We start from the raw sequence: 24471 nt of genomic DNA, 5'->3' as shown, positions 1-24471 counted from the left end.
GTACCTTATTTAAATAAGTTTTTAATGTAAGAGAATTTCCCTTTATATGGCGGAAATACAAGTCCAGATTCTAATCGTGTTGTTTTATAAATATACGATTTCTCATGTGTAAATGTATAGAATGAATATTTGCCGTGGTATTTGCCGAAACCTGAAGCACCTACACCGCCAAACGGCAGATTAGGATTCGCAAGCTGCATTAATGTGTCGTTAATCGCACCGCCTCCGAATGAAAGTTCATTCAGTACGCGATCTGTATTGTTTTCATCTTCACTGAACAAATACAGCGATAACGGACGTTTTCGAGCTTGAATAAATTCTACCGCTTCATCAAATGTTTGATAGGTCAACAGCGGCAAAATCGGTCCGAAAATTTCTTCTTGCATCGTCGGGTTATCCGCATGGACATCTTTTATAATTGTCGGCGCAATATAGCGTGAAGGTGCATGTGTTTGACCGCCGATTACAATTTGATCTTGATTGTCATCAATCAGTGCTTGAAGTCTGTCAAAATGACGTGCATTGACAATACGGCCGTAATCAGGGCTCTTATCAGGCTCTTTGCCGTAAAATTCATTGATTGTACCTTCCAATGCTTTGATAAATTCATCTTGAACTGATTCATGGATGAGTACATAATCAGGTGCGACACATGTTTGGCCTGCATTGATAAACTTGCCTAAAGCCACACGTTCACTCGCTACTTTTAAATTCGCTGTTTCATCAATTATCACTGGAGACTTGCCTCCAAGCTCTAAAGTCACAGGTGTTAAATGACGGCTTGCGGCTTCATAGACAATACGGCCTACGCGTTCACTGCCCGTAAAGAAGATATAATCAAAACGGTGCTGCAACAAGCTTTGCGTCTCCTCTACACCGCCTTCTACTGTTGTCACATAAGCGGACTCGAATGCCTCTTCTATGATTTTGCTGATGACAGAAGCGACATTCGGTGTCAGTTCAGAAGGTTTGACAATAGCTGTGTTCCCTGCGGCGATTGCACCGATTAAAGGTTCGAAAACGAGCTGTACCGGATAATTGAAAGGTCCGATAATCAATACTGTCCCAAGCGGTTCTTTTTTGATATAGCTTTTAGATGGAAAGAGATATAACGGCGTATTGACTTGTTTTGTCTTCGCCCATTTATGTATATCTTTGCGTGCCGTATTGATACTTTTCAACACCATTCCGATTTCTGTCGCATAAGCTTCCACTTTATTTTTACCTAAGTCTAAATGCAAGGCAGCTAAAATTTGGTTTTCATATTTAATGATTGCACGTTTAAGCGACTTTAACTGTTTTCTGCGATATTTAATATCTTTAGTGATTTGTGTACGATAATAACTTTGGCAATCATTGAATTTTTCTTCGATGGTTTTCAATACACTTCAAACTCCTTTCGCATTCAACTGCTTATAACTCATTTACCCTGATTCGCAAATTTATAATGTAATCATGATTTTCTATACCTTTTATATTATACATATGTGAGAAAAAATAAAAAAACTGGAAAACGGGAGATGATAAAAATGAACGTTATCATTCCTATCATCTTAATCCATTCCAGTTTAAATTTCGAGTTATTCGATTATATTATAGAACCTTATGATAATTCGTTAGTAATTGGCGGAACAATTTGTTTCTTACGAGATACAACACCTGGCAAGAATGCAGTGTTATTATCTAATTCCACACCAAATGCTTTGGCAATTTTATCTTTGTCTTTACCAAGCACTAAGATTGTTGAGTCGCTGTTTAAGATATCTGTCGCAACTAATACGAAAATGTCGTATTCCGCATTGCTTAATGTTTCAGTAATGGCTTGTTCCAATTCAGCTTGACGGCCTAAAATTTCGTTTAAGTCAACTGTGTTCACTTGGCCGATACGTACCGTATAGTCGCCCATATTGAATGATTTAGCATCCGCATTGATAATTTCAACTGCAGATTTATTTACTGTTGAAGCACCTGCTTTCAACATTTCCAAACCATATTCTTGTGCATCGACATCAGCGATTTTCGCTAATGCTTCTGCAGCTTTTTTATCTTGCTCTGTGCAAGTCGGTGATTTGAATAATAAGCTGTCTGAAATAATCGCAGATAACATTAAACCGGCAATTTGCGGTTTGATTTCAAAGTCTTTTTCTTTGAACATTTTATAAAGAATTGTTGCTGTGCAGCCTAGCGGTTCAGCACGATAGTATAATGGACCTGCTGTGTGGAAGTTCGCAATTCTGTGGTGATCCACTACGTGAAGAATTGTTGCGCCTTCGATTGAATCAGCACTTTGCTGGAATTCGTTATGGTCGACTAAAATAACGTCTTTACCTGTTAAGTCATCAGATAATAATTCTGGTGCTTCTGCTTTGAAATAATCTAAAGCATATTGTGTTTCAGCGCCTACTTCACCTAAACGGTAAGCTTTTGCTGATTCGTTTCCATTTAATCTTTCGAATTCAGCCATGATTAATGCTGAGTTGATTGCGTCTGTATCTGGACTTTTATGCCCGAAAATGTAAGTACTTTCCATGTCCTGAGACACTCCTTGTCGTTAATTATTGTAATTCATATCTAATTAATACTATTTTATCACGATTCTTAACTGTTATTCTACCTTCGCACCTAAGACATTTTTAAAATGTTCTAACGCAAAAGTATGTCCTTCCTGATTAAAGGATGCAACACCTTTAGTCGGAATAGTAATCGTATACCCTTTATTATAACCGGAAATTGCAGTATGCAATACACAAATATCCGTACATACACCGACAATTTCTATTTCAGTGATGCCGCGTTCGCGCAATAAACTATCTAAAGGTGTACCAAAGAATGAATCATAACGGCGTTTATCTAAATAATGGACATGTTCATGATCTTTAATGTCCCCATAAACTTCTTTTACTTTACCGTATAAATCTCTTCCTGATGTCCCTTCGATATTGTGCGGCGGGAATAATTTACTTTCTGGATGATACGGGTCATCTTCATAATGCAAGTCCATCATGACAAAGACTGCGTCCCCCTCTTTATCATACGCTTGCATTCTTTCTGCGATAAATCCATCAATCGCTTGACCTGGTTCACCGCATGTTAATTTACCGTCCGGTGCTACAAAGTCATATGAATAATCTACAACAATCAAGGCTTTATTGGCCATAATGCGTTACCCCCAATTTTGTGATATCTTGTTAATTAATAGAATAACCTACTTCACACAAATTATCGAGCGACTACCCTTTCACTCAATCAAAAAGAATCTTAAGAAAGCAGGTCAAAATCATGATCATCCATCCAACTGAATTCGGACTTACAGGCAAACATAAACATAAAGACACTAAAGCACTTCAACACGCGTTGAATCTTGCCAAAAAACATCCTGGAAGCATTATCTTCATTCCTAAAGGAGAATTCCATATTAAACGCGCCTTAACTATTTATGAAGGCACTACGCTGTTTATGCATGAAGATACTGTACTTAAACGCCAAGGCAAAGATGCTTTATTGAAAAACGGTATCCGAAACGGCTTTTATCATCATTACAGCGGCAACAGCAACATTACAATCATCGGCGGTACATTCGATATGAATGGCAGCCGTATTCCTGACAACAACACTGCGATGTGCCTAGGTCATGCGCACGACCTTGTCTTATATAATATTAGATTCAAAGATGTTGTCGGCGGACATGCGATTGATGCCTGCGGTGTAGACAACTTAATTATTACCAGATGCAGTTTTGAAGGGTTCCTTGATATCAATGGAGATCGCGGCTTTTCAGAAGCTATTCAATTAGATATTCAAGTCCCAGGTGCTTTCCCTAAATTCGGAACAAGAGACGGTACCATCACGCGTCATGTTATGATATCAGAATGTTATTTCGGCCCTTCTGATACACCAGGATTTACCAGCTGGAATCGTGCTGTCGGCTCTCATGCGACACGTCATAACAAGTTCTATCAAGACGTCTTTATTTATCGCAATACTTTCCATCAAACTTTAGATTTTGCTTTAACACCTTTTAAAGCAGACGGTTTATATATCGTAGATAACCATTTCTTAGATTGCGCTGGCGGTATCCGCTTCTTAGGTACTAAAGACGATAAACATACTGCTGATGTGCAAACCGGACAACGTATTGCTGCTCAAGGCGGACGTGATTTAAATATCATCAACAACCGCTTCGAAGGCACAATGACAAAAGATGCCATTAACATTCGCGGCTATTTCAATACGCAGCATCAAGATGTTTTCATTACTGAAAATCATTTGGACGCAACACATACATTTACTTTAAATGATATAAACGGCCTTTACTTCAACCAGCCACAAGTCACAAAAGCTCAAATTAAAATGCACAATGTTAATCATCAGCAGTTACTCATTAAATCTTAAAGATTGAAAATATGTAAAAGCATACAAAAGTCAGCCCTACGTAATTAAGGCTGACTTTTTTCATTTAACTTATATGTCTATTTTTGATTGATGCATTTTGTATCAATGCATTTTCTATTATTTCAATGGTTTAAGTGGTTGGCTGACATCGATGCCTAATGCTAACGGCATTAAGAAGTAAACTACTAAGATGATTAGAATGGCACTAATTAAGTTGACCCAGAAACCGACACTTGCCATTTTCTTGATGGAAATCAAGCCTGTACCGAAGACAATGGCATTCGGCGGTGTGCCGACCGGCATCATATAAGCACAGTTTGCGGCCATCGCAGCGGGTACCATAAGTAATAGCGGATGTACACCGATTGCCACAGATAATGTCGCAAGAATAGGCAGAATCATAGTTGCTGTAGCTGTGTTTGAAGTTACTTCAGTTAAGAAGAGTACGAACATCGTAATCACGATAACGATAAGCAATGGACTGACACCGTTTAAAGCAGTTAATTGTCCGCCCAGCCATTTTGCTAAGCCGCTTTCTGAAATGCCTTTGGCTAACGCTAAACCGCCTCCGAAGAGAATTAATACGCCCCATGGCAAGTCTTTGGCGACTTCCCAATCAATGATTCGTTTATGCTTTGTGTTATTTTTTGTCGGAATAATAAACAGTAAAATAGAAACGAACATGGCGATTGTCCCATCTTCTACTAACGAAGTCGGTCCCCATTGTTTCAATAGAAATTCGCGTACAATCCATAAGATACTGGCTAACGCAAAGACAGCAAAGACTACTTTTTCTTCATAGCTGATTTTGCCTAACTCTTTTAATTTTGTCTTGATTAAATCATCTCCGCCTGGAAGGTGCTTCATATCTTGTTTAAAGGCAATGAATCTTAAATAAATCCAAGCTAAGAATAATAAGATAATGACCGTCGGTATACCGATAATCATCCACTTCGCAAAACTGATTTCTTCGCCGAAGGCACTATTATATTGGCCTTTTAATATAATCAGCGGCGGAGTTCCGATTAAAGTACCCATACCACCGATAGTACCTGCATAACCGATTGCGAGCACCAATGATTTCTCGAATTTTGACAAGTTATTTTGACTGCGTTCCCCATCATTTAAGGCTTTAGCTTCTGAAATAATCGCTAAACCGATAGGTATCATAATCATGACCGCCGCTGTATTTGAGACGAACATTGATAAACCGCCGGTTGCGAGCATAAAGCCTAATAATATCTTGCCTGTACTTGTACCGATACTATTAATAATAATTAAAGCAACGCGTGTATGTAAGTTCCAACGTTCCATCGCAATCGCAAGAATGAATCCGCCCAGGAATAAGAAAATAATATCGTTTCCGTATTCAGAAGTAACTTCTGCCGGATCCATTACATGCCCTATCGGCATTAATACCAGCGGCATTAAACTGGTTGCCGGAATCGGAATCGCTTCTGTGATCCACCATACTGCAATCCATGCGGTACTTGCTAAAACGAATACCCCTTGATACGGCAAGCCTTCTGGATGTACAAACATTAAAATCAACGCAAATAATAATGGTCCCAAAATCAATCCAATCATCTGGCCTTTATTATACGGCTTATTCTTTTTCTGCTTTGAAAAGAATGTCAGACGTCCTGGAATGTGATAATCACTGTTATGTTGTTGATGCATAACAATCCCCCCCTTGTTTTCAACATGTTTAACCTTAAACTAAAATACAATTTAAGTTGCATATAAATTTAAAGTACCCCTGAACATGTTTGTTTTTAATTTTATCACATTTTTCCGTATATCTAACCAGAATTTGCAAACGTTTACATAAATATTTCCAATTTTCTTGATAATATTTTCTTATATTTTGGCAAAATTAAAACCAGCCCCGTTAAAGGACTGGTTGAATATATTGATGGCGGATTAGTCGAAAATGACACAAACACCTTCTGCAGCTTGTTGCTGATCATCTGTTAATGTTAAACGGCCTGTTGCTTTATCACGTTTAAGCACTGTGACTGGAGAACTACCTTCTTGATGTGCACATACGATGAATTGATCATCATCTGAAATATTGAAATCTCTTGGGAATTCTCCGCCTGTTTTAACAATCTCAACCGGAATCAAGTCATCCCCATCATCTGTTACTTCATATACAGCGATACTGTCATGGCCGCGGTTCGAAACATATAAGAAACGTTGGTCATGTGATAAATGTACTGCTGCTAATTTTGTATCCCCTTCAAAGTCTTCAGGGATGGTAGTATAATCTTTAACTACTTCGAAATGACCGTTCACATATTTTGCGACACTCACTTTATTTGAAAGTTCATGCACTACATACGCATACTTGCCGTTGCCGTGAAATGCAATATGACGCGGTCCGTATCCTGCAGTAAATTCAGAAACAGCAGCAACCTCGTAACCATTTTCATCATATTTGTAAGCGACGATTCTATCTGTACCTAAGTCGCATGCTGCTACAAATTTACCATCTGGTGTTTCTTGTGCATAGTGTACATGTGCGTGGTCTTGGCGTTCATGCGGGCCGACTGGATACTTATGTTTCAACTCTTCGATTAAGCGTACTACTTCACCTGTCGATGCATCTAATTCATATAAACGAATAATCCCTGCACCATAAACCGCTTCAAACAAATAGCCGCCGTCATTAGATACTGAAATATAACATCCTGTACCTTCTACTGAATCCAAGCATTTGTTCAATAGTGTCAATGTACCGTCGTTTTCTACTCTGAAACTCGCAACACCGCAGCGTTCGCCTTCTTTTGTAATTGCATATAAGAATTGATTGCGGCGTGTAATAAATGTTGATGCTTCAATCTCATAAGCTGTTGAAACTTCTGATACTTTTTCATTTGCTTCATCTAAAACAAAACGATAAATTCCTTTACCATCTTTCTTAGTGTAAGATCCAATATAACCTGATTTCGTCATATTATTACCTCCTCGTATTACCTACTATTGTACGGAATTCTAAATAAAAATGATAATACTACAGTCTAAATAATGTGATTATTCGAGCAATATAACTTTAACTTGAAAATACGAACAAGTGTTCGTATAATAGAATTATCAACTTCTACTTAAGCAGGTGATTTTTGATGAAAGCACAAAATACGGAAACAGATTATCGTAAAATTCCAAGAAGCCAATTAGATTCTAATATTCCAGTAGGCAGAGGCATGGTAAAATGGGCCCCTTTTGCGACCTTGCCCGAACAATTCGAACGATTGCATCAGTATGCGGTAGACCAAACTAAAATTGAACGTCCTATATTATCCGAGGATCAAATCAATGAATTGAATCAGCAGATTCATATTGCCTTTCAAGAACAATGTGCAATTAAAATACGTTATTTCAGAGACGGTTGGATCCGCACTTTAGAAATGGTACCGAAAAAAATTGATTACTTGAATCAGCTGCTCATCGGCAGTACTTTAAAACAGCAGCACATCCAGCTTTCTTTGTTGGATATCGTTCAAATTACATTATGCCGAACCTAAAAAACACTTGCTGGATTATCACCCAGCAAGTGTTTTAGTTCATCATCATTAATTATTGCCTGATTCAATATCAGCAACAATTTCTTTTGTTCTTCTTTCGATATCTTCAAAATCTTTTTTGAAAATGAAAGCGAATACGGCTACACCCACGCCAACTACTACTGAAACGATGAGTGCTAAACTAAAGAAGAATTTAAAAAAGCCTTTAATAAAGTCTAACATTTTGATTTCACCTCTATAAAAATAATCGCCTGCATGCTCTTATGATAGCATACTTAAATTGGTCATTAAAACATATACCCTATAATAAAAATGTTCAAGCATATACAAGTTCTATTATACTAAAAAAAGGGCTAACACTAAATGGTTAACCCTTGGAAATGTAAGATTATTCAAGCGCCCCTCCACCATCTGTATACAGCAGCACATGCTTTGCTATAATAATCTTGAACCATCACTATCACCTCTAAACGTAAAATTTCTGCGTTTCAAGTGACATTTTTAAACCGTATTAACAGGTTTTTCTCTACAAATATATTATAATACGGATTGATTTCTGAAGTCTATTAACAATAAATTACATTATTGTAACAAACTATAAAAGAATACGTTAAGGAGTTATTTCATATGCAAAAGGTACAATCAGATATTATGACTTTTAAAGGGTCGCATTATGATTTAGGCGTTGAAACCGGTAAATGGATGCAATCCACACGCCTGATGCAAAACAGAGAAAAAGAATGGAAAAAACGCCTGCCGCGTTTTGATATAGACATCAATGCAACACACGATATATTCAATCTCTATGCCCCTCAAATTTGGGAGGAATTAATGGGCATGCGCGAGTTATTAGAATTGCCGATGAGACAAATTGTATTCAACTTTGCGCATTATCGTTTCACCCCTAATAAGAAAGACAGTGGGTGTACGGTCTTCCTTGGGGATAATTATTTAGTCCGCAACTACGATTACCACCCTGCAACCTATGACGGCCGTTATCTGCTCTATGAACCCAATGACGGAGGATTAGCACAAATCGGTCCTACTTCAAGAATTACAGGCAGAATGGACGGCTTGAATTCAGCAGGCTTGGCTATGGGCTACAACTTTATGCATCGCAAACACCCGCAAGATGGATTTGTCTGCTATATGATCGGCAGATTGATTTTAGAATTATGCAAAGATACCGATGAAGCGATTCGTCTGCTCAAAGAAATTCCGCACCGCAGTTCATTTAGTTATATCGTCATGGATAAAAATAATCAGCACGCCATTATCGAAGTCACACCAAGAGGCTTAGATATCCGTTACGATCGCACATGTACCAACCACTTTAAATTGCTGACGCATGAAAACCGCAATTACACTAAAGAATCCAAAGAACGTTTAGCACGTACTTTGAAACAAACAGATATCCATATGGATAAAATGAAAGCGTTAGAACTCTTCAATGATCCAAAATATGATATCTACAGCAAGCTCTTTGGCAGCTGGTCAGGTACTATCCACACTTCTATGTATGAACCAGATCAGATGAAAGCTTGGATTGCTTTAGGTGAGAATGGAACACCTGTATGTATTGATTTTGAACGCTGGTTGAACCACGATGAATTAGATATTACAAAACTGCATGGCGAAATCGATACAGAGATTCAATTTGCCTCAGAATAAATGCCTTAATATATCAAAGGAATAAAGAAAAACGATTTTCATCTGACTTTTGATGAAAATCGTTTTTTTACTTTAATACAATCATTCTAAAACCACTATGGCTTAGAACGTTCATTATTCAATTTTGATATTGCCCTTATTGGTATAAAACTCTAACACATTCTCTCCGTTTCCGACTTTATCATTTTTGAAATGCGGATTCGAAACAATCTTTTCACCCTCTGCAGGATTTAATTTCAACAATGTGTTTTGAGGCGGTTTTTCATAAGATAATGTGATATTCCCTCTCTTCGTAGAGGCTTTTAAGTCACAAGCATTGGCCATTTTTTCAAATGTAATACTGCCTTGTCCTAAAATAAACACGCTCTCCTTCACTAATGCATGTTTGCCTAAAACACTGCCGGAATTAATTTTGAAATAACCGTTTTTAATTTTGCTGTCTTCAAAAGTTAAATTACTGCTGTCTGATTTCATTTCAACATCTTCTAAAGTTGAACGTTTGATAGCAACATCTGAAACGTTGTTCCAAATGGTTGTCGTTGCTGAATGAATATTATCAATTTCGATTCTGCCGATATCAGTTGAAATATTAATATCATTTAATTGTTTCTTCGGTACTTCGATGATCATTTTCTGCCTAGTTTTCTTAAAAGGATTGATGTTCGGTGCAAAATCATTTTGTTTGTCTTCTGATATTTTCAGAATGTTATTATGTTCAGAGTAATTAATCGGACGCTGTCCTTTATAATTTAATTTCAGCTCATTCCCTTGGACTATCTTTATATCTGAACGATTACCGCTGATAGAAATATCTCGGATACTTTCATTATGAAATGTCTTTTTAACATTTTCTTGCGGTAAATTACTGCGATCATGTACGAACCATACTAACGTCCCCATCGAAAAGAAGGCTATAAATACAATCATTCCAATTAATAATAATTTCTTCATGAATTTATGCTCCCTCTAATCAATTTCAAGTTCCAACGCAAGTACTTCAATATCAATTTATAAATCACTTCAGCTAATTTGAAGATTAAGACGATAAATATAATGCCTAATCCTGAATAACCAAAAGCGAATAAAAAGTCGCTGAAGATAAAATGCGTAAAGCCGCTTAAGATATTAGCACTCAGCATAATCACAGGCGACAGCAGCAAGACCAGCGAGGCTAACAGCAGTATCACCATAAACATCACTACAAACAGCAATGGAATCAAAATGATCACTAACGTTAAGATGCCTATGCCGAGCGTCGCCAGTACTGCTTTTGTGACGTTTTGCGCATTCGGCGCATATTCCGCATTTTTAATTGCTTTTTGTGCATATATTTCTTTAGCAATTTTCTTTGGGCTTTCCATTCCTTTTAAAATTTCAACTTCAGAACGGCCTTCCCTTTCACCTTCATAAAAGATATCTTCATACTCATACATGATTTTATCTTGTTCATGTCTAGGCAACCATCTCAGTTCACTTTCTAAATCATTTAAAAATGTAATTTTGTTCACAGTGGTCACCTCCGAAATCTACTTGAATTATACTGCAATTTATATAATTTTAAAAATAATTATATCTGCTATTTTTTGAAAGTTTCACAACAACGTAAAAATATTAAAAAGATGGCTCCCCTTTTCTATAATTCCAGCTTGCCATCTCATACATCACAATTATTTAAAATATTCAATTCGTCTGATTTCATCATTTTGGTATAAAATTTTGAGTTTGAGATGATGTGTTTTATCTACATAGTTCAATGTTTTATAACCATTTTTGCCTTCAGTCAATTGATAGCCGTTGCCTAATGCTTGTATCGCATCATCAACTGACGCGCCGACTTGAAAATCCATATTCGTTTTAATACTGCTGTCTTTAATGACTGCCATGCCTGAAATAGCTTTTTTATGTTTATTCACTTTAACAATGAAATCAGGATGTTTTTCATTATAGTAGAATCGATAACGTTCGAGTTGAATATTGCGGTTTTCTTTAAAACCAGATGGATTGAATGTTTGGTTAGGCTTCATATCATTAATGGTAATTTCCGACAAATCGACGGATTTTGTACTACTTATATACCCTGAAATCAATAAAGTTATTACACTCAATATTGAAAATACTGTGAAAGCAACCAATTTATACTTCAAAAGAATCACTCCTCTTTGATGTCGTTGATATTCTGTATTGTCTCTTTTTAATCATACTACTTTTTTTAGCAATTGCACTGTGCTATTCAACTTATATAATACGATAAATACAAAAGTTATGAACAACATTTACAATAATATATATTGTTTTGAATTTTCACAACATTTTCTTTTAAATCTGAATCAAATGTTGCTATAATGTTATCAATAAGCGAAGGGGGTTATATCGATGGCAAAATTAGAAACATATTATAAAGACAGCCAAGATCTAGATACTTACATCTCACAAATGAAAGAGAATAAAGAAGGCTTGCTTAAAATCTATGAAGATTTTAAAGTGCCTGAAAATGATACACGCATTGATCAGATTAAGCAGAAAAATTATGATAAAGTGCTTGTGATTTCTGAAGACTGGTGTGGGGATGCCATGATGAACGTTGCAATTCTCAAGCATATCAGCGAATTGCTTAATCTAGAAGTTCATGTCTTCCATAGAGATCAAGATACAGATTTGATTGATCGTTACTTAACAAACGGTAAATCTCGTTCGATTCCGATTTTCATCTTTTTAAATGATAAGTTCGAACAAGAAAACGTTTGGGGTCCGCGTGCTAAAGCAGCACAAGTCTTTGTGGAAAAGACAAGAAGCAAATTATTACCAGAAAAAGATGCACCTGATTATGATGAAGCCGTACAACATTCGCATGTTGTTATCAGCAACCGCTTCAAAACAGACTCTAACTTATGGAAAGAAGTATATGATTCCATTATCGACAAATTATTAAACCCGTAAAAGAATTGCCGGAAGCTAGACAAGTGTCTAACATTCCGGCTCTTTTTTGACTAAATATCTTTTTTAGAGATATAGAATGTATTCGCTATAAAGAAAATAACGATGGAAGCTGCTGAAATGAACCATTGCCAGTTGCTGAAAGTATATTTCCCTGATGTCGTCTTGCTTGTCAGGTAACTGAATGGAATATACTTCAATGATTTTTGAATGTCATCGCCGATTTTAGGAATCATCGGCAAGAACGGTTCCGCAAAAGGTACAATCAATACTAAGAAAATACCTAAAGCGTAAATCAATGCTGGTTTCGGCACAATTAATGCGACTAAGAAAAGCAATAATCCAAAGAACAATAAGAACACCAAGTAGAACCATAAGATCTCAATCAGCTTCTCATCTTTCACATCCGGTCCTTTTGTTACGGCTTGGATAATTAATACTAATACGTCCAAAATTACTGTGATAAAAACAGCGATAAATGCGATTGATAATGTTTTTGCAATAAAATATTTAATACGGCTGCTGACTTTATTTAAGTAGAGTTGAATCGTTCCTTGAGAGATATCTCTTGTAATTGTTTTAATTACAAAGAGCAAACCTACAATTGAGAAGAACCAGCTTCCCATCGCTAAGATGACATCACCGTCTACTTTTTTCATTTGCTGATTGACTAACGCTGTCATACCGATAATCGGAAGCAGTGTTAACACGAATGCTAAATAAGTTAATGGACTTCTTAGAATACTGATAATATCATGTTTGACTAATTGAAATAGATTCACTTGTTCTCACCTCTTTGGTTAATATTGAAGTACGTATCACGCAGTGACGTTTTGCGTGTTTCAATGTATTTCGGAAAGACATCTAAACCTGCAAGCCCTTTTAATAAAGGTTGGTAATCTTTAATCGATTTCAATGAAATTTCCCCAGATTCTTTATGGCTTTGAAGAATACTGTAATGCACCGTCAAATAGTCCAGCACTGCTTTGAATTGTTCGTCTGAAAGTGCTGTACCCAGTTCCAATACTGTTGTATCTGTCGGTGTACCATGTGCCATATCGACATCTTGTACAAAATGGCCGTCTCTTAAGAATACTGCACGGTCGCAAATCAATTCGATATCTTCTAATTTATGACTCGAAATCAAGATCTTCATGTCCAGCTCTTTCACTAATCTTTGGATTGTTTCTAATACATCGATAGAGCCGTCTGGATCCATTCCGTTTGTCGGTTCATCTAATATTAAGTATTTCGGTTTATTCATCAGAGATACTGCAATCGCTAGTTTCTGCTTCATCCCCATTGAATACTTCTTCACTTTCTTTTTAATGTAAGGCGACATACCAAAAGCATCAATAATGCTTTGAGCATAAGCTTTGTCATAACCTTTACCTAGGACTTGCGCAAAGATTTTCAGATTATAGAGTCCTGACTTATTATCATAGAGTTTAGGATGTTCAATTAAATACCCTATGCGTTCTTCAGGCCCTAAATTGACCTTTCCTTGATAATTGATAATATTACCGTTCATTACTTTCATCAAAGTTGTTTTACCAACACCGTTTTTACCGATTAAACCTACAATACGGCTTTGACCGAAATTAAAATCGATCGCATCTAATACTTTGTTTGTTCCGTACTTTTTAGTTATTTGTTCCAGTTTCATTGCATTGCCTCCTTTAATCCAATTGCTTTGTTTGTTTGATTTTCTTGAATTGATATAAGTATGTGAATATAAAGCTCAATATTCCAATGATAAAAATTACGACTGATATCATATTGACCAAATCGTCTTCACTTGGCAGATGATCCCATCCGACACCCCAGAATTTCACAAATAGACCGATACCTATGACATAAATGATAGGCAGTATGATATTCATTCCGATGACATACAAAATAAATGGGACATAATCTTTTTTCACTTCTGAACACTTTGGAAATGCCAACGCATGACCAAACAAGTTCACGCCTATGAAGTACATCGGGGTCGTAATGTGACTGTCTCCTAACACTACACCTGTCGGCACTCTTTCATACAGTGAAAGAATCGCTCCAGCAAAAAGTGTCATTATTAAAGTTGTAAGATAGTGTGCATTCAACTGCTGCATCGCATTAAACGGCAGACTGTGATAAAAATAATAACTCTCATTTTTACCTAGTTGCGCATGCAGCAAGAAAGGTTGACCTGACTCTATAATAGTGATGTAACTGATGAATGCTGTTAAAATCACATAGAGTACCGACCCGAACAGCGGATTATAGAAAAAGTAAAAAATCGGCGACAGCAAGAGTAATAATATATAGAGCAGTATTGAATATTTTCTAAGCTTTAAATTTCTAAGTACTAATCGCTTCATCTTAACTCACCTGCTTCATTAAAACTGACGCCTGCTTGTTCAATATTGACCATCAGCTCTTCTATTGAGGGCTGCGTTATCTCAACACGGTTGCCGAATAACTCCTTGAAGGCGTTCGCTTCTGTAGTTAAGCCTTCAAAACCTGTTTGTTTGATTTTCAGATTAATAAAGTAGCTTTTCAGCTCTTCATCCAAATCTTCTGTGCTGCCTCTGACGATTTGATAATCCGTCAGCAATACATCTTTTTGTTCATTAAAGATGATTTCACCGTCTTTAAGATAGACAAGATGATCTGCAATCTTTTCGATATCTGAAATAATATGTGTTGAAAAGAACACTGAAACATCTTCTTTAATCAGTTCGTCTTGAATAATCTCTAATACTTCATTACGAGAATTAGGATCTAAACCAGCAGTGGGTTCATCTAAAATAAACAATTTAGCGTGATGGCTGAATGCAATCGCAAAAGAAAGTTTCATCTTCATTCCAGTAGAAAATGTTTTGATTTTCTTTTTGAGCGGAAGATTAAACTTTGCTATGTAATGATGAAACAGCTCAGAATCCCAATTATCATACATGGGCGCAATATATTTTTCGATTTTAGCAATTTTCCATTTTTGATTGAGGTATAGCTCAGAGTAGATAAAACCAATCTGTGCTTTAATCGCACTTTCTTCTTGGGTTAATGGTTGGCCTAACACCTTAATACTGCCGGACTGACGGTGAAGCAGATTCATAATCAATCGGATAATTGTGGTTTTGCCTGCACCGTTCGCTCCGATGAAACCTGTCACAAATCCTTGAGGTACATGAAAAGAAATATTGTTAAGCTCGAAATTTTTTCTGCGGTAATCTAGTGACTGAACATCGATTGCTTTTTCTATCATTCATTTTCCTCCTCATAGATAAGTGCTAAGATTTCATTTAGCTCTTCTAAAGGCATGCCGATTGTTTTGGCTTCCTTTACTAATGACTTAGTTAAATCCTCAATAACTATGAATTGTTTTTCTTTTAAAATCGCATTGTCTTGTTCTTTAACGTAAGTGCCCTTTCCCCTGATAGTAGTCACAAATCCATCTTTTTCTAAATCTTCATATGCACGCTTTGTAGTAATAAGACTCACACGTAAATCTTTCGCAAGTTCTCTCATAGATGGAAGGTGATCACCGGGAGAAATATAACCTTTGAGTATGTTCTCTTTGATTTGCTGCTTAATTTGTTCATATATCGGATATTCACTATTATTTTTAAGCAGTATTTTCATTTAACTTCCTCCCTAACTGTATATACACACTATACACAGATATAACAATTTTGTCCACTATTTCTGCTAAATTCGTATAAAAAAGTTCAAAAATACCTCCAACTGTATATCGAGTATATATACTTTAGGTCAAAAAAGAACTGCACATCCATTTTGTGCAGTTACTTCTTTCGATTTTGTTCTCTTTTTTTGCGATCATTATTTCGACTGATAAATGCACAAATCATAAACATAATCGCCGCTAAAAACATCTTGATGCTTGCGCCTTCATCGTTAGCCGTTTGAAAATATACACCTGCTAAAAAGGTAATTATTGCGATGATGACAAAAATTTTTGTTAAATGCTTCACTGTTTTCACCCCAAACAAAGCAAGTATAACAAATTATAGTGTACTGTTCATCGATTCATCTTCCCTTCTTCTTATCGCACTACTTTAGAAAACTTCTATCATTTTATTAAAATTGCCTTTCCCACTTTCTATTTAGGCCTATTCAAGATAATATAGTAATGTATGAAGACTTAAAAAAGTGAGGCGGAATTATTATGAATCCATTAGCGCTTGATTTAAACGAGCAACTTACACAATCCAATCCAGTCATATTAGATATGTTATCTGATTTAGGTAAACATATGTTTTATCCTAAAGGTATTTTATCTCAATCAGCAGAAGCAAAAGCAACGAAGTATAATGCAACTATCGGTATGGCTACAGATGATAATGGAAAACTGTATTCACAAACTATCTTTGATCTATATCAACATTTGGATCCAGATGAAATTTTCCCTTATGCACCACCGCAAGGTTTAGAAACATTGCGTGAATTATGGCAAGCAAAGATTTTAAAAGAAAACTCGGATTTAACAGATGAACAAATTTCAAAACCTATTGTCACAAATGCTTTGACACATGGCTTATCTATCTTAGCTGATTTGTTTGTTAATCCTGGCGATACATTATTATTACCTGTTCAAAACTGGGGCAACTATAAATTAATCTTTAATACACGCCATGGTGCAGATATTCAAACTTATTCCATCTTCGATAAAGATAACCGCTATACAACAGACGGCTTTGTGGAAACATTGGAAAACTATGAAAATGATAAAGTCATCTTATTATTGAACTACCCGAATAACCCGACAGGTTATACACCTACTGCAGATCAAGTTAAAGTGATTGCAGACGCGATTAAAAAATTAGCAGATCGCGGTACAAAAGTGATTACAATCGTAGATGATGCTTATTACGGTTTATTCTATGAAGATGTGTACACACAATCTTTATTCTCAGCACTTACTCAACTTGAGTCTGAAAATATCTTGCCTGTACGCTTAGACGGTGCGACAAAAGAATTCTTCGCATGGGGCTTGCGTGTCGGTTTCATTACTTTCGGTGTAACAGACAAAGCAACAAAATCTGTATTAGAAGCGAAAGTCAAAGGCTTAATCCGCAGCAACATTTCAAGCGGACCTATGCCATCTCAAAGTGCAGTTCAATATGTATTGCAGCCTGAAAACCGAGAAGCGTTTGAAGCAGATATTCAACGCCATATCGACACATTGCGTGAACGTTATGAAGTCACTAAAGAAGTTGTTTATGATGAAAAATTCGCAACTTATTGGAGACCTTACGATTTCAACTCAGGTTACTTCATGGCTATCCAAGTAAGCGGTGTAGATGCAGAAGCATTGCGCAAACACTTAATTGAAGCATACTCAATCGGCACAATTGCTTTAAATAAAACAGATATTCGTGTCGCATTCAGCTGTATTGAAAAACAAGATACTCCTCATGTCTTTGAATCTATTGCTAAAGGTATTGAAGATTTAAGAGGTTAAAGTCCATCAGATTAAATATTTTCCCACCTACTCTTTATTGAAGGTTCTCTACCATTTGCGGTGGGTGAATAATTTAAAGAACTGGGAATTGGAACTTAATAAAAAAGCAGGCTCTATAATAAATTCGGTTGATGAGATAACCTAGCGGTTATTTCTCAATCGAATTTTTTGCATAAAAAGGGCGCAACCCCCCTAATATTTAAGTTACCAACACAAATAAAGAGAGGAATTGCGCTTATGACACATTGTATAGCAAAAACACTTGATTATAAAGGGAAAAATATTACTTTTTCTGATGATGTTCAGGAAGTTTACTTTAACTTGGTAAGAACTCTACTATTTAAAGGCACTTTGACATACACACCAGATTGTTGTGAAAACTGCGGAGCAGTAAATGAAAACCATAGAATAGTAAAGAATGGTAAAAGAAAAACGATGATAAAGCTTATGAAGATTCAAGGTAGTCCCAGTTATTTAGAGCTTAAAAAACAAAGGTTCTTTTGTCGTTCATGCCATTCATCATTTGTAGCAAAGACGAATTTTGTGAAAAAGCATCATAATTTCTGTAATAAATTAGCACTGCATATTCTGTATCAAAGCCATGAGAATAGATCTTGCAAAGGCATTGCTTACGATAACAATGTTAGTTCTGCTTCTGTAATACGTTATATTAATAAAACTGCAAATAGTGTTAAGTTAGGTCCATTTAATGAACTGCCCAAACATATCATGGTGGATGAATTCAAAAGTGTTAAAAATGTAGTAGGTAAAATGAGTTTTATATTTTGTGATGGTGATACGCATCAAATCGTAGATATTTTACCTGATCGTAGAAAGCGTGCATTATTTGCTTATTTTATCCGGTTTGATAGAGAAGTAAGAAAAAGAGTTGAAACAGTTACAACCGATATGTACAGCCCATATATTTCTTTATTTAAGCAGTTATTTCCAAATGCGAAAATCATTTTAGATCGATTTCACCTTGTTCAAGCATTAAATAGAGAACTCAATAGAGTTCGTATCAGGATAATGAATGAAAAAAGACATAAGGATGGCAAATACTATAGAAAACTTAAACATTATTGGAAGCTTATTCTTAAACCTTCCGAATCCTTGAATAGTACGCTTTATAAAGATAACAAGCTTTTCCCTGGATTAGAATCAGAAAAATCAATGATAAATTTTATTTTGGGTGAAAGCCCAGAGTTAAAGGATGTCTATGACAAAGTAAATGCGCTTCGTACATCAATAAAGACCAATGAAAATCATAAATTAACTCATCAAATTCTTAAATACCTTAAGGATAGAAATACTGATGGCATACTTAAAAGAGTACTTAAAAGCTTTAGAAATTTTTTACCAGAAATTATGAATGCATTAAATCATCCTGGTCGCTCAAACGGCCCTATAGAAGCTATAAATAACAACATTAAAGTACTAAAAAGAATCGCTTATGGATACAGAAATTTCTATAACTTCAGAAATAGAATTCTAATCAAATTCAAGCTATTAGCTAAGAAAAAACATCGCTTCCATACTCCATTGCCTAAAGCAGCTTAAAATAAAAAATGCTCAGTTAGTAATACTAAATTCCATAGGAATTAAAGCAATACTAGCTGAGCGACATAGTTTATGGTAACTATAATATTTGATTTCAAATTTTATGCATCAACCGAATTTGACATAGAGCCAAAAAGCAAGCCACTAGCAAAAAACTAGTGGCTTAAATATTATTTAGATTTGAATGTAGTATTAATTTTTGTATCTACGCTACAACGTCGATTCTGTAAATGCAGTATTAATTTTTATATCTGCGCCACAACGCCGATTCTAATTCGTGCAGTATTAATTTTTATATCTGCGCCACAACGCCGATTCCTTGAAATTAGAATAAAAATCGACGAAAGTCGATTACAGTTTTCACACACGAACTAAAATTCGTATGAGTGTACCCTTACAGGATTTATCTAGATTATAATAATAAAAGTTAGATCTGTAAAGTAATTATCATTGTGGTACAGTTTATTAAAAAGGAATGGTTATTTTGAAGTCGTTTTTATTTATTTTGCAAATAATTTTAGGTATTTTCTTAGCATTTTTTGTTTATAAGCAAATGAATCACAATCATTTTAAAGACTAAACTTAAAATAATTGTGATGCCTTTTTTCAATTGTTTCGTTTCCTTTTCATTAATTTATAGCTTACTTCCACTCTTTTGGAACAATAAATCCTTTGTATTTTTCCTGTTTTTGATACCAATCTTGGAATGTTTTAGAATAGTATGCTTTTTTCAAAGCCTTCGCCCATTCTGTGTCTTTATCTTCTTCATTGATTGTTAATACTACTTTATGCTGTTCAGGTGTCTTTTCAACTAATAATCCATCCGCAATGACACGGTCTGAATCCGCGATATAGTTGCCGTTGACGACACCACAATCCACATCATCAAGTGCACGCAAAATTTGTGCTGGATGCAGTTCCTTAAATTTCAAATCATATTTGCCGGGCTTGACACTCTTTTGATTAAAGTTGACAGTACCAGCATCTTTATCGATTTTGACCCAGCCTTCCTTTTCAAAAATACGAAATGCTCTTTCTTGGTTAACCGGATCATTCGGTATAGCAATCGTTTGTCCGTCTTTTATTTCTTTCAAAGAGTTATGCTTTTTAGACCATAATGACTGTGGTGCAGTCGGGACGTCGTTATTCACAATCATATGTCCGCCTAACTTATCATTAATACTGTTCATATAGGCACGGCTTTGGAATACCGAAGCATCTACATCCCCTTTAATCATTGCTGGATTAACCTGGTCATTTTGAGAAAATGTTTTGATGGTCACATCATAGCCTTCTTTTTTCAAGATCGGCAAGATACCTTTTCTGAACTGTTCCTCATAAGTACCAACCCCAAAAGCAATGGTAAATTTCTTTTGCTTGGCTTTGCTTTCTTGTTTATTCCCGCAACCGCTCAATACCACCGCTAAAATAATGGTTAAAACTAATAAATACTTCTTCATCGAGCTTCCTCCCCTTTAATCCTTATTATTTTGATAGGTATTATCTATTATACATCATTCCTTCATAGTTGGTAGTGTCAATTATAATTTCTTGTTATTTTTCAAGCTGTTTTTATAATTGTTGAAAAACTGATACAAATTCAACAATCGTTGGTTGTTAAGGGGTTGAAGCTGTTTCAACAGAGTACACACATTCAGTCACATACTGAGAATAGTTGACACGTTCAACCAACAGCTATATTATAAAAACATTAAATCGCCCACTATTGAAGCAGTGCTATTAAATTCAGAATATTAGCACTACTTTAATAGTACAGCCTTAAAGTTCCCTATCATCAAGTTATATTGGAGGAAAAGAAAATGATATCTTTTGAAAACGACTATCTAGAAGGTGCACATGAAAAAGTATTAGAAAAATTAGTAGAAACGAATTATGTACAAGAATCTGGATATGGCAATGATGAATATACACATGAAGCCATAGCTAAGATCAGAGAAGAAATCGGCCTTCCAAACGCCTCAGTTTATTTTTTAATCGGCGGTACGCAGACAAACCAAGTAGTCATTAATGCGATGCTGAATAAATATGAAGGGGTGATAGCCGGGAACACAGGGCATATCAGTGTACATGAATCAGGAGCGATTGAATTCAGCGGACATAAGGTACTAACATTACCTTCTGACAATGGTAAAATCACATCGCAGCAAGTTAAAGCATATATCGATGATTTTTATGAAGACTCAAATTATAAACACATGGTTTATCCGGGTATGGTTTACATCTCCTACCCCACTGAATACGGTACGCTATACTCTAAAGAAGAATTGGAAAGTCTATCCAATACCTGCAGATCTTACAATATTCCTTTATATATCGATGGTGCGCGTTTAGGTTATGCTTTGGTCAGTCAAGAATCTGATGTGACCATGGAGGATATTGCTAACTATGCGGATGTCTTTTACATAGGCGGTACTAAAATCGGCGCATTGTGCGGAGAAGCTATTGTATTTACGCGTGATAATGAACCTAGGCACTTTACTTCTATCATTAAACAACATGGTGCTTTGGTCGCAAAAAGCCGCTTAATCGGTGTTCAATTCAGTGCATTGTTTACTGATCACCTTTATCTTGATATCAGTAAACACGCCATCAAAATGGCATTAAAACTAAAAGAAGCATTTGTGAACAAAGGCTATCAGCTGTATTTAGATTCACCAACCAATCAGCAATTCTTCATTATGGATAACGCTACTATTGATAAACTCTCACAATTTGTAAAATTCACTTGTTGGGAAAAATATGATGATGCCCATAAAATTGTAAGATTTGCGACAAGTTGGGCAACTCGAGAAGAAGATGTTGATTATTTGAAAAATCATATTTAGAACAAATTTCCATTAAAAAAAGGACGCTCTCCAAAGTATTAAATATACTTTAGAGAACGTCCTTATCATTATTAAAATTAATTTGATGCTAGAAAGTCTCTATTACATCATTCCCGGCATACCCATTCCTGGATTGCCTGCATCATTATTTTCTTCTGGAAGTTTAGCAACAACAGCTTCTGTAGTTAAGAACATTGCTGCGACACTTGCAGCATTTTGCAATGCTGAACGTGTTACTTTCGTAGGGTCTACAATACCTGCTTCTAACATGTTGACCCATTCGCCTGTAGCTGCATTATAACCGATACCTGGTTCAGCGTGTTTTAATTTTTCAACGATAATTGAACCTTCTAAACCTGCGTTTTCAGCGATTTGGCGAACTGGTGCTTCTAATGCTTTAAGTACAATGTTGATACCTGTTTCAACATCGCCTTCTGCTTCGATTTCGCTTACACGTTTATAAACGTTTACTAAAGCAGTACCTCCGCCTGCTACAATACCTTCTTCAACTGCAGCACGTGTAGAGTTTAAAGCATCTTCGATACGTAATTTACGTTCTTTTAATTCAGTTTCGCTTGCTGCGCCTACTTTAACTACAGCAACACCGCCTGTTAATTTAGCAAGACGTTCTTGAAGTTTTTCACGATCAAAGTCTGAATTTGTTTCTTCGATTTGTGATTTCAATTGAGATACACGTGCGTCGATAGAGTTTTTATCGCCGGCACCGTTAACGATTGTAGTGTTGTCTTTAGTAACTTCTACTTTATTCGCTGTACCTAACATATCAACTGTCGCATCTTTAAGGTCATAACCTAAATCATCTGTGATGAATTGTGCACCTGTTAAGATTGAAATATCTTCTAACATAGATTTGCGGCGGTCACCGAAACCTGGTGCTTTAACAGCTACTGCTGTGAATGTACCGCGCATACGGTTTAATACGATGTTTGTTAATGCATCGCCTTCTACTTCATCCGCAATGATTAAAATAGGACGATTAGATTGAACAATTTGTTCTAATAATGGAAGGATATCTTGGAATGAACTGATTTTTTTGTCAGTCACAAGAATGTATGGACGTTCTAAAGTCGCTTCCATTTTTTCAGAATCAGTTACCATATATGGTGATTGGTAACCTCTGTCAAATTGCATACCTTCTACGACTTCTAATTCAGTGTTGAAACCGTTAGATTCTTCAATACTGATTACACCGTCGTTGCCGACTTTGTCCATTGCTTCTGAGATATATCTGCCGATTTCTTCATCAGCTGCAGAAATGGCACCGACTTGCGCAATTTCATTTTTATTTTCAACTTTTTGTGATTGATCATGTAAAGCTTTAACCGCTTCTCCAACTGCTAAATCAATACCTTTACGCAATCCTACTGGATTTGCACCGCTTGTTACGTTTTTCAAGCCTTCTTGAATCATAGCTTGTGCAAGTACTGTTGCAGTTGTTGTACCGTCACCAGCGATTTCGTTTGTTTTATTTGCAACTTCTTGAACTAATTTTGCACCCATATTTTCATAAGGGTCTTCAAGTTCGATTTCTTTCGCAATTGTAACCCCGTCGTTTGTGATTAAAGGCGCAGTGTATTCTTTATCTAATACCACGTTGCGGCCTTTAGGTCCAATTGTTACTTTTACTGCATTCGCAAGTTGATCAACACCGCGAAGCATAGATTGACGTGCATCTTCAGAAAATTTGATTTCTTTAGCCATAAAATAATAGCCTCCTGTTATATGATTGATGAGTAGTTTGTTAATGTATTATTGAACGATAGCTAATATTTCTTCTTCACTGATAACAAGGTATTTTTCATCGCCAACTTGAACTTCACTGCCGGCATATTGTTCAAATACCACAGTGTCGCCTTCTTTAACTTCAGGTGCAATTACATTGCCGTTATCTAAAGTTCTGCCTGGTCCGACTGCGATAACTTTACCCTCATTAGATTTTTCTTTCGCTTTATCAGTTAATACAATACCGCTCTTTGTTGTTTGTTCAGTTTCAACTCTTTTAATTATTACGCGATTTCCTAATGGTTTAAGCATGGTCGTTCCTCCTATTATTGTT

General features: G+C 36.0%; 25 protein-coding genes. 7 read left to right on the top strand and 18 right to left on the bottom strand.

The features are described from left to right. Positions 1-5: 5 nt before the first annotated feature. From MUA90_RS05075 to MUA90_RS05065, 3 genes are all read right to left on the bottom strand, one after another. Positions 6-1382, bottom strand: a complete 1377-nt coding sequence (locus tag MUA90_RS05075; RefSeq protein WP_262588575.1) for an aldehyde dehydrogenase — start codon at positions 1380-1382, stop codon at positions 6-8. 221 nt (positions 1383-1603) lie between these two features. Next, positions 1604-2530, bottom strand: coding sequence for a manganese-dependent inorganic pyrophosphatase (locus MUA90_RS05070; protein WP_114603010.1), 927 nt, complete (start codon positions 2528-2530; stop codon positions 1604-1606). A 75-nt stretch (positions 2531-2605) separates the two neighbouring features. Then, complete coding sequence (locus MUA90_RS05065) at positions 2606-3157, bottom strand: cysteine hydrolase family protein (protein ID WP_262588574.1); 552 nt, start codon at positions 3155-3157, stop codon at positions 2606-2608. A gap of 122 nt (positions 3158-3279) precedes the next feature. Here MUA90_RS05065 and MUA90_RS05060 point away from each other — a divergent pair, with 122 nt between their 5' ends. Further along, on the top strand, positions 3280-4392 hold the full coding sequence (locus MUA90_RS05060) for a glycosyl hydrolase family 28-related protein (protein ID WP_262588573.1): 1113 nt from the start codon (positions 3280-3282) through the stop codon (positions 4390-4392). Between the two features lie 117 nt (positions 4393-4509). Here MUA90_RS05060 and MUA90_RS05055 read toward each other — a convergent pair whose 3' ends face one another. Next, entirely contained in the window at positions 4510-6072 is a 1563-nt protein-coding gene (locus MUA90_RS05055) for an SLC13 family permease (protein ID WP_262588572.1), read from the bottom strand. A gap of 243 nt (positions 6073-6315) precedes the next feature. Beyond that, positions 6316-7350 carry a 6-phosphogluconolactonase gene (locus MUA90_RS05050; protein WP_262588571.1) on the bottom strand — a complete coding sequence of 345 codons (1035 nt, stop codon included), beginning with the start codon at positions 7348-7350 and terminating at the stop codon, positions 6316-6318. A gap of 167 nt (positions 7351-7517) precedes the next feature. Here MUA90_RS05050 and MUA90_RS05045 point away from each other — a divergent pair, with 167 nt between their 5' ends. Then, positions 7518-7919, top strand: coding sequence for a YolD-like family protein (locus MUA90_RS05045; protein ID WP_262588570.1), 402 nt, complete (start codon positions 7518-7520; stop codon positions 7917-7919). Positions 7920-7967: 48 nt separating this feature from the next. On the opposite strand, the gene MUA90_RS05040 is transcribed toward MUA90_RS05045, so the two are convergent. Then, complete coding sequence (locus MUA90_RS05040) at positions 7968-8141, bottom strand: hypothetical protein (RefSeq protein ID WP_162912127.1); 174 nt, start codon at positions 8139-8141, stop codon at positions 7968-7970. Positions 8142-8546: 405 nt separating this feature from the next. On the opposite strand from MUA90_RS05040, the gene MUA90_RS05035 reads away from it, so the two are divergent. Next, the gene (locus tag MUA90_RS05035) at positions 8547-9590 is read left to right on the top strand and encodes a C45 family autoproteolytic acyltransferase/hydrolase (protein WP_262588569.1); all 1044 of its coding nucleotides are present in this window, start codon (positions 8547-8549) and stop codon (positions 9588-9590) included. 114 nt (positions 9591-9704) lie between these two features. On the opposite strand, the gene MUA90_RS05030 is transcribed toward MUA90_RS05035, so the two are convergent. The 3 genes from MUA90_RS05030 to MUA90_RS05020 all read right to left on the bottom strand — a co-directional run bounded on the left by MUA90_RS05030 (position 9705) and on the right by MUA90_RS05020 (position 11743). Further along, on the bottom strand, positions 9705-10541 hold the full coding sequence (locus tag MUA90_RS05030; protein WP_262588568.1) for a DUF4097 domain-containing protein: 837 nt from the start codon (positions 10539-10541) through the stop codon (positions 9705-9707). Then, on the bottom strand, positions 10538-11098 hold the full coding sequence (locus MUA90_RS05025) for an HAAS signaling domain-containing protein (protein WP_114603002.1): 561 nt from the start codon (positions 11096-11098) through the stop codon (positions 10538-10540). Before MUA90_RS05025 ends, MUA90_RS05030 begins: the two co-directional genes overlap by 4 nt. A gap of 159 nt (positions 11099-11257) precedes the next feature. Beyond that, positions 11258-11743, bottom strand: a complete 486-nt coding sequence (locus tag MUA90_RS05020; RefSeq protein WP_262588567.1) for a hypothetical protein — start codon at positions 11741-11743, stop codon at positions 11258-11260. A 220-nt stretch (positions 11744-11963) separates the two neighbouring features. On the opposite strand from MUA90_RS05020, the gene MUA90_RS05015 reads away from it, so the two are divergent. Beyond that, a complete protein-coding gene (locus MUA90_RS05015; protein WP_114603000.1) occupies positions 11964-12527 on the top strand; it encodes a thioredoxin family protein in 564 nt (187 codons plus the stop codon). Between the two features lie 50 nt (positions 12528-12577). On the opposite strand, the gene pmtD is transcribed toward MUA90_RS05015, so the two are convergent. The 6 genes from pmtD to MUA90_RS04985 form a co-directional block, all read right to left on the bottom strand. After that, positions 12578-13306: a phenol-soluble modulin export ABC transporter permease subunit PmtD gene (pmtD, locus tag MUA90_RS05010; RefSeq protein ID WP_105994226.1), complete on the bottom strand. Its 729-nt coding sequence runs from the start codon at positions 13304-13306 to the stop codon at positions 12578-12580. Then, positions 13303-14190 carry a phenol-soluble modulin export ABC transporter ATP-binding protein PmtC gene (gene pmtC, locus MUA90_RS05005; protein ID WP_262588566.1) on the bottom strand — a complete coding sequence of 296 codons (888 nt, stop codon included), beginning with the start codon at positions 14188-14190 and terminating at the stop codon, positions 13303-13305. Before pmtC ends, pmtD begins: the two co-directional genes overlap by 4 nt. A gap of 13 nt (positions 14191-14203) precedes the next feature. Beyond that, positions 14204-14884 carry a phenol-soluble modulin export ABC transporter permease subunit PmtB gene (gene pmtB / locus MUA90_RS05000; RefSeq protein ID WP_262588565.1) on the bottom strand — a complete coding sequence of 227 codons (681 nt, stop codon included), beginning with the start codon at positions 14882-14884 and terminating at the stop codon, positions 14204-14206. After that, positions 14881-15771 carry a phenol-soluble modulin export ABC transporter ATP-binding protein PmtA gene (gene pmtA / locus MUA90_RS04995; RefSeq protein ID WP_262588564.1) on the bottom strand — a complete coding sequence of 297 codons (891 nt, stop codon included), beginning with the start codon at positions 15769-15771 and terminating at the stop codon, positions 14881-14883. Before pmtA ends, pmtB begins: the two co-directional genes overlap by 4 nt. Beyond that, positions 15768-16148: a PSM export ABC transporter transcriptional regulator PmtR gene (gene pmtR / locus MUA90_RS04990; protein WP_002481711.1), complete on the bottom strand. Its 381-nt coding sequence runs from the start codon at positions 16146-16148 to the stop codon at positions 15768-15770. Before pmtR ends, pmtA begins: the two co-directional genes overlap by 4 nt. Positions 16149-16309: 161 nt before the next feature. After that, a complete protein-coding gene (locus MUA90_RS04985; RefSeq protein WP_262588563.1) occupies positions 16310-16498 on the bottom strand; it encodes an SE1626 family protein in 189 nt (62 codons plus the stop codon). A 194-nt stretch (positions 16499-16692) separates the two neighbouring features. Here MUA90_RS04985 and MUA90_RS04980 point away from each other — a divergent pair, with 194 nt between their 5' ends. Beyond that, entirely contained in the window at positions 16693-17988 is a 1296-nt protein-coding gene (locus tag MUA90_RS04980) for an aminotransferase class I/II-fold pyridoxal phosphate-dependent enzyme (protein ID WP_262588562.1), read from the top strand. Positions 17989-18225: 237 nt separating this feature from the next. After that, positions 18226-19548, top strand: a complete 1323-nt coding sequence (locus MUA90_RS04975) for an ISL3 family transposase (RefSeq protein ID WP_262588561.1) — start codon at positions 18226-18228, stop codon at positions 19546-19548. A gap of 641 nt (positions 19549-20189) precedes the next feature. On the opposite strand, the gene MUA90_RS04970 is transcribed toward MUA90_RS04975, so the two are convergent. Next, the gene (locus MUA90_RS04970; RefSeq protein ID WP_262588560.1) at positions 20190-21008 is read right to left on the bottom strand and encodes a MetQ/NlpA family ABC transporter substrate-binding protein; all 819 of its coding nucleotides are present in this window, start codon (positions 21006-21008) and stop codon (positions 20190-20192) included. A 360-nt stretch (positions 21009-21368) separates the two neighbouring features. Between MUA90_RS04970 and MUA90_RS04965 the strand changes: the two genes are divergently transcribed. Then, positions 21369-22394, top strand: a complete 1026-nt coding sequence (locus tag MUA90_RS04965) for a threonine aldolase family protein (protein WP_262588559.1) — start codon at positions 21369-21371, stop codon at positions 22392-22394. Positions 22395-22496: 102 nt separating this feature from the next. On the opposite strand, the gene groL is transcribed toward MUA90_RS04965, so the two are convergent. Then, a complete protein-coding gene (groL, locus tag MUA90_RS04960; RefSeq protein ID WP_105994218.1) occupies positions 22497-24116 on the bottom strand; it encodes a chaperonin GroEL in 1620 nt (539 codons plus the stop codon). A gap of 48 nt (positions 24117-24164) precedes the next feature. Then, entirely contained in the window at positions 24165-24449 is a 285-nt protein-coding gene (gene groES, locus MUA90_RS04955) for a co-chaperone GroES (protein ID WP_262588558.1), read from the bottom strand. Between the last annotated feature and the right edge of the window lie 22 nt (positions 24450-24471).

This window comes from Staphylococcus sp. IVB6181, assembly GCF_025561445.1.
In the GTDB taxonomy this organism is placed as follows: Bacteria; Bacillota; Bacilli; order Staphylococcales; family Staphylococcaceae; genus Staphylococcus; species Staphylococcus simulans_B.
Note: the sequence above shows the minus strand (reverse complement) of the source record. Positions and strands in the feature narration are given on the sequence as shown.

Bases quoted from the DNA above. Each gene is read 5' to 3' on its own strand.
- pmtR (WP_002481711.1), bottom strand. From the start codon at position 16,148: ATGAAAATACTGCTTAAAAATAATAGTGAATATCCGATATATGAACAA.
- groES (WP_262588558.1), bottom strand. From the start codon at position 24,449: ATGCTTAAACCATTAGGAAATCGCGTAATAATTAAAAGAGTTGAAACT.
- MUA90_RS05030 (WP_262588568.1), bottom strand. From the start codon at position 10,541: ATGAAGAAATTATTATTAATTGGAATGATTGTATTTATAGCCTTCTTT.
- MUA90_RS05015 (WP_114603000.1), top strand. From the start codon at position 11,964: ATGGCAAAATTAGAAACATATTATAAAGACAGCCAAGATCTAGATACT.
- MUA90_RS05055 (WP_262588572.1), bottom strand. From the start codon at position 6,072: ATGCATCAACAACATAACAGTGATTATCACATTCCAGGACGTCTGACA.
- MUA90_RS04975 (WP_262588561.1), top strand. From the start codon at position 18,226: ATGACACATTGTATAGCAAAAACACTTGATTATAAAGGGAAAAATATT.
- MUA90_RS04965 (WP_262588559.1), top strand. From the start codon at position 21,369: ATGATATCTTTTGAAAACGACTATCTAGAAGGTGCACATGAAAAAGTA.
- MUA90_RS05060 (WP_262588573.1), top strand. From the start codon at position 3,280: ATGATCATCCATCCAACTGAATTCGGACTTACAGGCAAACATAAACAT.
- MUA90_RS05040 (WP_162912127.1), bottom strand. From the start codon at position 8,141: ATGTTAGACTTTATTAAAGGCTTTTTTAAATTCTTCTTTAGTTTAGCA.
- MUA90_RS04980 (WP_262588562.1), top strand. From the start codon at position 16,693: ATGAATCCATTAGCGCTTGATTTAAACGAGCAACTTACACAATCCAAT.
- MUA90_RS05050 (WP_262588571.1), bottom strand. From the start codon at position 7,350: ATGACGAAATCAGGTTATATTGGATCTTACACTAAGAAAGATGGTAAA.
- pmtC (WP_262588566.1), bottom strand. From the start codon at position 14,190: ATGAAACTGGAACAAATAACTAAAAAGTACGGAACAAACAAAGTATTA.
- MUA90_RS05070 (WP_114603010.1), bottom strand. From the start codon at position 2,530: ATGGAAAGTACTTACATTTTCGGGCATAAAAGTCCAGATACAGACGCA.
- MUA90_RS04970 (WP_262588560.1), bottom strand. From the start codon at position 21,008: ATGAAGAAGTATTTATTAGTTTTAACCATTATTTTAGCGGTGGTATTG.
- MUA90_RS05065 (WP_262588574.1), bottom strand. From the start codon at position 3,157: ATGGCCAATAAAGCCTTGATTGTTGTAGATTATTCATATGACTTTGTA.
- MUA90_RS05045 (WP_262588570.1), top strand. From the start codon at position 7,518: ATGAAAGCACAAAATACGGAAACAGATTATCGTAAAATTCCAAGAAGC.
- groL (WP_105994218.1), bottom strand. From the start codon at position 24,116: ATGGCTAAAGAAATCAAATTTTCTGAAGATGCACGTCAATCTATGCTT.
- MUA90_RS05035 (WP_262588569.1), top strand. From the start codon at position 8,547: ATGCAAAAGGTACAATCAGATATTATGACTTTTAAAGGGTCGCATTAT.
- pmtA (WP_262588564.1), bottom strand. From the start codon at position 15,771: ATGATAGAAAAAGCAATCGATGTTCAGTCACTAGATTACCGCAGAAAA.
- pmtB (WP_262588565.1), bottom strand. From the start codon at position 14,884: ATGAAGCGATTAGTACTTAGAAATTTAAAGCTTAGAAAATATTCAATA.